The organism is Arsenophonus sp. ENCA, from assembly GCF_002287155.1.
GTDB classification, from domain to species: Bacteria; Pseudomonadota; Gammaproteobacteria; order Enterobacterales; family Enterobacteriaceae; genus Arsenophonus; species Arsenophonus nilaparvatae.
Map to the genome: position 1 here is coordinate 1 of NZ_NHNG01000632.1, position 8,611 is coordinate 8,611.

Genomic DNA, 8,611 nt, shown 5'->3' on the forward strand with positions numbered 1-8,611 from the left:
CGGTACCACATGGTCGATTTCTGCTGCTAGATGCGCAAAGTCTATACAGGTTTCGATCTTGACCAGCGGGTCACCCAACTTGTCGATCGTCTGTTGGTGATACTGGTTTGCAAAGAGGTCATTCTTAATGGCGCTGCGTTTCTTCATGGTGGTTAACTCAGTAGACCAGCTTCCGATAACTTTATCAGCAAAATCAAACTCGGCTTAGGTTTTTCGAGGTGCCCTAAGGTAAAATATATATCCCTAACCAAGCCCCATAAGCCGCCACAAGTTTAATATCTCCTTGGGCTAATCCTCTACGCTTAATAGCTAATTTAAAAAAACCATAAATAAACCAAAATATTAAATAACTAATCAAGGCACCATAAATAGCTAATAACAACTGTTCATTAGATTGCATGGCATTAAAAAGCAACGCTAACACAAGTAATGGGTAGACTAATAAATCTGGCAAATAACCTGTCTGATGATCAATAAACGCAGGTAATACGCTAAACCAGACGAAAAAAAGTAAAATCACTATATGGCTAAGATCTGTGATCAGCAAAAATATGATAGTGAAAGGAATAAAAAGAGTAATAAAAAGGAGATATCTACTAGGTGAGTCATGGGATCTATAATTAAATAGATAAAGGGGTAAATAACTAACTAATAAATGGCTTAATGGTAATAAAATAATTGTTATAACAAATGATTGAATCAACAGCCAATACGAAAAAGAGGTGAGCCATGTTGCCATCTTCAAATTCCTTTTTGAAAAAAACGCATTATTCACTCAGCATTCTTTTCAATATCCATAAATAAAAAAGCAATGCTTTATAACAGTTCTACAATAAATATTAACAATAATCCGGTTGTAAGCGAATTTTTGCGAATTTGTACGCAAAATAAAAAAGGAAAATCAATAGCTAGCGAGACAGCTTGCTAGTTTATTTTCCCATCTTTATTATAGGCACAATATTTTGCTAGCATCGAGTTTATAAGGAAGCATGGCTATGCGCATTCCTCGGATCTATCATCCTGAAGCATTAGAATCAGGCGCAATAATACGATTAAGCGATAATGCCACTAACCACGTTAGTCGAGTTCTACGTATGAGTGTAGGACAAAATATTGAGTTATTTGATGGTAGTAATTCTATTTTCATAGGGCAAATACTTGAGATTAATAAAAAGTCAGTTAAAGTCCAGCTTGGGATGGTGACAATCGCAAACAGAGAATCCCCTTTAAATCTCCATCTTGGACAAGTTATTTCTCGTGGGGAAAAAATGGAATTCACTATTCAAAAATCAGTAGAACTGGGCGTCAATATCATTACCCCACTTATTTCTGAACGCTGTAATGTTAAATTAGATCCTGGGCGACTCAGTAAAAAGCTACAACAATGGCAGAACATTGCCATTTCTGCTTGCGAACAATGTGGACGTAACAAAATCCCCTCAATCCGTCCAGTCATGGCTCTTGAAGCTTGGTGCACAGAAAAAGATGATGCATTAAAAATTAATCTCCATCCTAAAGCCCAATCAAGTATTAATACACTGCCCGCAGCGGTAAATAAAATTAAGTTACTCATTGGCCCAGAAGGCGGGCTTTCGCCAGATGAAATCATAATGACAACTAATTACCAATTTACTAATATCCTACTTGGGCCTCGGATATTAAGAACAGAAACCACTGCGTTAACTGCAATCACAGCATTACAAGTTCGCTTCGGCGATCTTGGTTAAGGAGACAAAATGTTCAAATTAGGTATTGTGATGGATCCCATCTCAACCATAAAAATTAAAAAAGATAGTAGTTTTGCTATGCTATTAGAAGCACAACGCCGTGGATATGAAATTCACTATATGGAAATGGACGATCTCTATTTATTACAAGGTGAAGCATACGGACATACCAGACAACTAATCAACATCAAACAAGATACTGCACAATGGTATCAATTTGGTACTGAACAAGATATTACTTTGAAAAATCTTGATGTTATTTTAATGCGTAAAGATCCCCCCTTTGATACTGAATATATTTATGCCACTTATATTCTTGAAAGGGCAGAACAAGCGGGTAGTCTAATTGTCAATAAACCTCAAAGCCTGCGCGATTGTAACGAAAAATTATTTACCGCCTGGTTTCCTCAGTTAACACCTGATACGTTAGTAACCCGAAATAATAAAAAACTGCGAGAATTTCATCAAAAACATGGTGATGTCATCTTTAAACCTCTAGATGGAATGGGTGGCGCATCGATTTTCCGTTTAAAGAAAGATGATCCTAATGTCAGTGTCATTATTGAAACATTAACTCAACATGGCCAGCGCTTCTGTATGGCTCAGGATTACTTACCTGCTATCAAGCAAGGTGATAAACGGGTGTTGGTTGTCGATGGTGAACCAGTTCCTTATTGCTTAGCTCGTATTCCTGCTCAAGGTGAAACGCGAGGAAATTTAGCGGCAGGAGGATATGGTGAAGCGAGACCATTGACAGAAAGTGATTGGAAAATTGCCAGAACGGTCGCACCTATATTAAAGGAAAAAGAATTAATTTTCGTTGGCTTAGATATTATTGGTGATCGCTTAACCGAAATTAATGTTACCAGTCCTACCTGTATACGTGAAATTGAAGCAGCATTTTCGGCTATATCAATTACAGGTATGTTATTTGATGCAATAGAAAAACGACTGGCTGCAAAAACAGTAAATTAACCACAGCTAACACTACAGTTAACTGAATAATAAGATAGGATACTATAAATCTTTTCTATTGTTATAAAATATTAATATCTTACAATCAGCCGAAAATAAAATTTAAACAATCGCGAATGTGTTTCATTAATTATTTTTTAACTTTTAATTCAGGTATATTTTATTGATAATTCAGGAAAATAAGTTTAATAATATGAATTTACAAAACCACTTTCTCATTGCCATGCCAACGTTATTAGATCCGTATTTTCAAAAGTCGGTGGTTTATATCTGTGAGCATAATGAAAAAGGTGCTATGGGTCTCGTTATCAATAGACAAATTGAACAAATTTCAATCAATAGCATTTTAAAAAATTTAAACATTAAAACGACAGAATACGATCATATAACTGAATTAAGTCAACCGGTTTTTTCTGGTGGTCCGATTGCAGAAGCTCATGGTTTTATTCTACATTCGCCACAAAATAGTTTTAGTTCTACCTTAAAGCTTTCTGATGAAATTATGATCACAACGTCAAAAGACATTCTCGAAACTTTAGGCACTACCAAACAACCAGAAAAAACACTTATCGCCTTGGGATATTCAAGCTGGGAACAAGGGCAACTGGAAAAAGAGATAATGGAAAATAGTTGGCTAACCGCCAAAGCAAATAGCAATATCATTTTTCACACCCCCATCTCTGAACGTTGGCGTGAAGCCGCTGCTTTAATTGGGATTGATATCTTTAATATTTCAAATCAAGCAGGTCATGCATAATGGCAAACAGAACAATCATTGCTTTTGATTTCGGTACACTGAGTATAGGTATCGCCATTGGGCAGGAAATTACAGCAACTGCACGCCCTTTAACTGCAATAAAAGCAAAAGATGGTAAGCCCAACTGGTTAGACATTGAAAAAATAATACAAGAATGGCAACCTGAAATGGCTATCGTTGGACTTCCTCTCAATATGGACGGAACAGAGCAGCCAATAAGTAATCAAGCCCGTAAATTTGCTAATCGTCTGCATGGGCTCTTTGGTATCCAAGTAAAATTACACGATGAACGCTTAACAACAATAGAAGCGCGAGCACAACTATTTAATCAGGGTGGCTATCGGGCGTTAAATAAAAGTAAGATTGATTCCATTTCTGCTGTCATTATTTTAGAAAGTTGGTTTGAACAACATGCTTAATCAGCATAATTACAATAAACTGTCACGCATAGCCGTGACAATGAGATTATATTTTTATCCTATTTCATTTTTATTTAGCATCTAAATTTTATGAATACAATCCAACAAAATCTGGTTAATGTTAAAAATCGCATTATACAAGCGGCCAAAAAATATCATCGGGAGCCCGAAGATATTACTCTGCTGGCCGTCAGTAAAACTAAATCTTGTGATGCAATTCAAGAGGCTATCAATGCAGGTCAATACCAGTTTGGCGAAAATTATCTGCAAGAAGGGATAGAAAAAATCGCCTACTTTAGTAACAAACAGAATTTAATATGGCATTTTATCGGCGCGCTACAATCCAATAAAAGTCGATTAGTAGCAGAGCATTTTGATTGGTGTCATACTATTGATAGATTGAAAATAGCACAACGATTAAATAATCAGCGTCCGAGAAATAAAGCGCCACTAAACGTGCTAATCCAAATTAATATCAGTGATGAAATAAGTAAATCAGGTATCACACCAACAGAGTTAGATAAATTAGCGGCTGAAATTGTATTATTACCAAACCTAAAATTACGTGGTTTAATGGCAATTCCAGCGCCAAATAATGAGCTTAGCCAACAGATGTCAATTTTTCGTAGCATGGAAAATTTATTCAATCAGCTAAAAAAACAATATCCAGATATTGATACACTTTCAATGGGCATGACCGCAGATCTTGATATTGCAATTGCTTGTGGTTCAACATTAGTCAGAATTGGCACAGCTATTTTTGGTTCCCGATAATGAATCAATTTGAAAATCAAGGCAATTAATAAAAGGAGCAATATAATGCAACAGCGAAAAATTACCTTTATCGGCGCTGGGAATATGGCTCACGCTATTATTGCCGGATTAATTTCAGCTGGCTATCCGGCGAATAACATCACAGTCTGCTCCCCCACCACCAAAAATCGCGATCAACTGGTAAAAAAATATGGCATACATGGAAAAAGCGATAACGGTGATGCAAGCAAACATGCAGATGTTATTATGCTTGCCGTTAAGCCCCAGATTATGGAAACTGTTTGTCAATCACTAAAAGAACAGGTTAATTTTGCCAATAAACTGATTTTGACAATTGCAGCTGGAATTCCGGTGAAACGTTATCAACAATATCTCGCACCTAACATAAATCTGGTGCGTGTTATGCCTAACACGCCATCTCTAGTAGGCCAAGGTGTTAGTGGTTTGTATGCCATGGATTCAGTATCAGAGAATGATAAAACTTTTGCCACAGAACTAATGGCAAGTGTTGGCAAAGTTTTCTGGCTGACTAACGAAGCTGCAATTAATGATATTATTGCCGTTACTGGTAGTGCACCTGCTTACTTTTTCCTATTTATGGAATTAATGCAACAGGAGGCTGAACGACTTGGTTTTGATAGTAAAACAGCAAGAGAGCTGGTTTTATATACCGCCCAAGGTTCTGCTGCTCTGGCGGCAAGCAAATCAGATCTCTCTTTTGCAACACTAAGAGAACAAGTGACTTCGAAAGGCGGCACTACGGCTAAAGCCTTAGAGCAGTTTTATCAAGCTAATTTATCTCAAATTGTCACCAACGCAATGCGTGCTGCAATCCGCCGCGCTGAAGAAATGGAAAAACAATATTGATTTATCAGGATAATTAAATGCAATTTTTAACTTTTATCGTACCAACCATTATTCAACTATACATTATTATTTTATTGCTACGAGTTTGGATGCAATGGGTCAGAGCGGATTTCTATAATCCATTTTCCCAATTTGTGGTCAAAATAACTCAACCAATTGTAGGGCCCTTACGGCGCTTTATTCCTGCCATTGGAGCTATTGATACCGCAACTTTATTGGTCGCTTATATTCTTACCATAGCCAATATTCTTTTTGTCATGTGGGCAACGAACACGCCCGCTTTAATCAGTATAGCGCTATTACCTATTAGCTTTATTCAATTATTAACTTATGCCGGCAAGTTAGTTTTTTGGCTGATCTTAATTCGAGCTATTCTTAGTTGGATAAGCCAAGGCCGTAATCCTATTGATTATATGCTTATGCAATTAACTGAACCTTTAATGTCACCTATTCGTCGTATTATCCCTGCTATGGGCGGGTTAGATTTCTCAGCCATGATTGTAATGCTGATTTTGATTGCTTTAAATTATCTGCGTCTGGATATTCTGCTATTTATTGATCCGACTATTACCAGCATACTCTATTCAGTTGGCTATTTAATGTAAAGGTGAGCAAATTTCATGCGTAAAGTGGTATTAGCAACGGGTAATGCCGGCAAGGTAAGTGAATTCACTGAACTGTTAAAAGAGTGTAACTTAAATATTATTGCCCAAACTGAGTTATCTATTAGTGCAATTGAAGAAACTGGGTTAACTTTTATTGAGAATGCGATATTAAAAGCACGTCATGCTGCAAAAGCTTCTGGTTTCGCGGCCATTGCCGATGATTCAGGCCTTTCGGTTAATGCGTTAAAGGGTGCGCCGGGGATCTATTCAGCTCGCTTTGCGGGTGAAAATGCATCTGACGAAGAAAATTTGCACAAATTGTTATCCATCCTGAAAGATATTCCGGACAACCAACGCCAAGCTCAATTCCATTGTGTACTCGTTTATCTGCGCCATTTTGCTGACCCAACACCGATTATATGTCACGGTATATGGCAAGGTGTGCTAACCCATGAACCTAAAGGTAGCAACGGTTTTGGTTATGATCCGATTTTTTATGACAGCAAACTAAAACTTACCGCAGCTCAATTAACCAAAGTGCAAAAAAATGCAGTATCGCATCGTGGGCAAGCATTAAAGATGTTATTAGGATCTTTAACTAATGCTTAAATTACCACCATTGAGTCTGTATGTGCACATTCCCTGGTGCGTGCAAAAATGCCCTTATTGTGATTTTAATTCACATGCACTAAAAGGTGAGTTGCCCCAACAAGAATATGTCACACATCTACTAACCGATCTTCAAGCTGACCTTGCACTGATAAATGGTCGTCAAGTTAAGAGTATTTTTATTGGTGGCGGTACACCCAGTCTACTCGACGCTAAGGCAATGCAATCTTTGCTTGATGGTATACGTCAAAGATTATCGCTGGCAACTGATGCCGAAATCACCATGGAGGCAAATCCTGGTATCGTTGAGGCTGAACGTTTTAGCCAATATCAACAAGCTGGCATTAATCGGATTTCTATTGGAGTGCAAAGTTTTGCTGCCGATAAACTCACAAGATTAGGCAGAATACATGGCCCCGAAGAAGCTATCCAAGCCGCTTGTCTGGCTTCAGCATTAAATTTACGTAGTTTTAATCTTGATCTAATGCATGGTTTACCTGATCAGTCACTTGAACAGGCACTTTCTGATCTGCAACAAGCAATTGATTTATCTCCGCCCCACATTTCTTGGTATCAATTAACGATTGAACCGAATACCCATTTTGGCTCCTGCCCGCCAGTATTACCTAATGATGATGCGCTGTGGGAGATTTTTTCAGAAGGACATAAACTACTTAGCAAGGCCGGATATCAACAATATGAAATATCTGGTTATGCCAAGCCTGGCTATCAGTGTCAGCACAATTTAAATTATTGGCGTTTTGGCGATTATCTAGGAATTGGCTGTGGCGCACACGGAAAAATCTCTTTTGCCGATGGTCGTATTTTGCGAACAATGAAAACAAAACATCCCCGTGGCTATCTATCGGGGAACTATCTCTATCAGCAAAAGGAAGTAAACCAACCAGATAGGCCTTTTGAATTCTTTATGAATCGTTTTCGCTTGCTTGAGGCGGTACCAAGACAGGATTTTATTGATTACACCGGTTTAGCGGGAAATGTCATTCGTCGTCAACTTGATAACGCGCTGGAGCAAGGTTATATCACAGAAACAAAATCGAGCTGGCAGATCACCGAACAAGGCAAATTATTTCTTAATTCTTTGTTAACACTATTTTTATAAAGCCATTTACATCCCATTTAGGGTGGGATGTAAATGACGACATATTATTCTACTTTTCTAATCAACTATACTCTTTTATCTACTATAGTATTTTTATGCTTACCATCTGCATCATCAATATTCGGTTGAGGAATGCCAAATAATTTACCTAATGTCGTATCACCAATAACCTGTTCATTTAGTGATTGAATAGTTTCCACACTGATAAGAGGACTTTTATTTTCAATTAGAACCTTAATGGGATCATACCTACCATTCGGCCAATCAATGGGATTACCCTTTGTCAGACTCTGAATGAAAATATCAATATGAGGAGCTATTGCATACTTTAGCATGGTATTTTGCCCTGTACGATTATTACCTTGTAGGCACAATTCTCTCAAATTGCGATAATTTCCACTTTGCAATGCATTTTTTAAAAGAGCACCTCTAAATTCACCGTGTAAATTATCTCTATTAGAAAATTGTAAACTCCCCTCTTTAGAGGCTGTCGCAAAAGGGGTGGAATTTTTTTTTCAACAATATCCCACCGTGCAGATTTTCTCTTTTTCTGATTTTAGTTTGTACAAATAATAGACTGAAAATCATCCATAATATCAGAGCAACCGCTCTTGATAAGTTATAGGCCATTGCATGCAGGGTAAATTCGAGCTTTACCGCTAATAATCCCTTACGCCGGAAACGTTCCAAACCCTGAATTCCCCGCAATGCTGAAAACACAGGTTCAACCATGCTCTTTCGCTGATTCAAGATTT

The 8,611-nt window shown here is 37.6% G+C and carries 12 protein-coding genes and 1 pseudogene; 9 read left to right on the plus strand and 4 right to left on the minus strand.

The genetic code is table 11. The features are described from left to right. Positions 1–147: pseudogene (locus CBG25_RS16330) on the minus strand (IS5/IS1182 family transposase); the annotation flags it as partial. Between the two features lie 76 nt (positions 148–223). Continuing rightward, the gene (locus tag CBG25_RS16335) at positions 224–775 is read right to left on the minus strand and encodes an A24 family peptidase (protein ID WP_290607930.1); all 552 of its coding nucleotides are present in this window, start codon (positions 773–775) and stop codon (positions 224–226) included. Between the two features lie 220 nt (positions 776–995). Here CBG25_RS16335 and rsmE point away from each other — a divergent pair, with 220 nt between their 5' ends. The 9 genes from rsmE to hemW all read left to right on the plus strand — a co-directional run bounded on the left by rsmE (position 996) and on the right by hemW (position 7,856). Beyond that, on the plus strand, positions 996–1,727 hold the full coding sequence (gene rsmE / locus CBG25_RS16340; protein ID WP_290607931.1) for a 16S rRNA (uracil(1498)-N(3))-methyltransferase: 732 nt from the start codon (positions 996–998) through the stop codon (positions 1,725–1,727). 9 nt (positions 1,728–1,736) lie between these two features. After that, positions 1,737–2,702: a glutathione synthase gene (gene gshB / locus CBG25_RS16345; RefSeq protein WP_290607932.1), complete on the plus strand. Its 966-nt coding sequence runs from the start codon at positions 1,737–1,739 to the stop codon at positions 2,700–2,702. 193 nt (positions 2,703–2,895) lie between these two features. Then, positions 2,896–3,459: a YqgE/AlgH family protein gene (locus CBG25_RS16350; RefSeq protein WP_032115519.1), complete on the plus strand. Its 564-nt coding sequence runs from the start codon at positions 2,896–2,898 to the stop codon at positions 3,457–3,459. Next, positions 3,459–3,878 carry a Holliday junction resolvase RuvX gene (gene ruvX, locus CBG25_RS16355; protein WP_290607933.1) on the plus strand — a complete coding sequence of 140 codons (420 nt, stop codon included), beginning with the start codon at positions 3,459–3,461 and terminating at the stop codon, positions 3,876–3,878. Before CBG25_RS16350 ends, ruvX begins: the two co-directional genes overlap by 1 nt. A 90-nt stretch (positions 3,879–3,968) precedes the next feature. Further along, positions 3,969–4,652: a YggS family pyridoxal phosphate-dependent enzyme gene (locus tag CBG25_RS16360; RefSeq protein WP_290607934.1), complete on the plus strand. Its 684-nt coding sequence runs from the start codon at positions 3,969–3,971 to the stop codon at positions 4,650–4,652. A gap of 45 nt (positions 4,653–4,697) precedes the next feature. Further along, on the plus strand, positions 4,698–5,519 hold the full coding sequence (gene proC / locus CBG25_RS16365; protein ID WP_290607935.1) for a pyrroline-5-carboxylate reductase: 822 nt from the start codon (positions 4,698–4,700) through the stop codon (positions 5,517–5,519). A 17-nt stretch (positions 5,520–5,536) separates the two neighbouring features. Beyond that, positions 5,537–6,124 carry a YggT family protein gene (locus tag CBG25_RS16370; protein WP_290607936.1) on the plus strand — a complete coding sequence of 196 codons (588 nt, stop codon included), beginning with the start codon at positions 5,537–5,539 and terminating at the stop codon, positions 6,122–6,124. Between the two features lie 15 nt (positions 6,125–6,139). After that, positions 6,140–6,733, plus strand: a complete 594-nt coding sequence (gene rdgB, locus CBG25_RS16375) for an RdgB/HAM1 family non-canonical purine NTP pyrophosphatase (RefSeq protein ID WP_290607937.1) — start codon at positions 6,140–6,142, stop codon at positions 6,731–6,733. After that, the gene (gene hemW, locus CBG25_RS16380) at positions 6,726–7,856 is read left to right on the plus strand and encodes a radical SAM family heme chaperone HemW (protein ID WP_290607938.1); all 1,131 of its coding nucleotides are present in this window, start codon (positions 6,726–6,728) and stop codon (positions 7,854–7,856) included. The genes rdgB and hemW overlap by 8 nt, the downstream gene beginning before the upstream one ends. 65 nt (positions 7,857–7,921) lie before the next feature. Here the strand turns inward: hemW and CBG25_RS16385 are convergent, their stop codons facing one another. Both CBG25_RS16385 and CBG25_RS16390 read right to left on the minus strand, forming a co-directional pair. Beyond that, positions 7,922–8,191 carry a hypothetical protein gene (locus CBG25_RS16385; RefSeq protein WP_290607939.1) on the minus strand — a complete coding sequence of 90 codons (270 nt, stop codon included), beginning with the start codon at positions 8,189–8,191 and terminating at the stop codon, positions 7,922–7,924. A 145-nt stretch (positions 8,192–8,336) separates the two neighbouring features. Further along, positions 8,337–8,611 (minus strand): transposase (locus tag CBG25_RS16390; protein WP_290607940.1); only part of this gene is annotated, 275 nt, incomplete at its 5' end.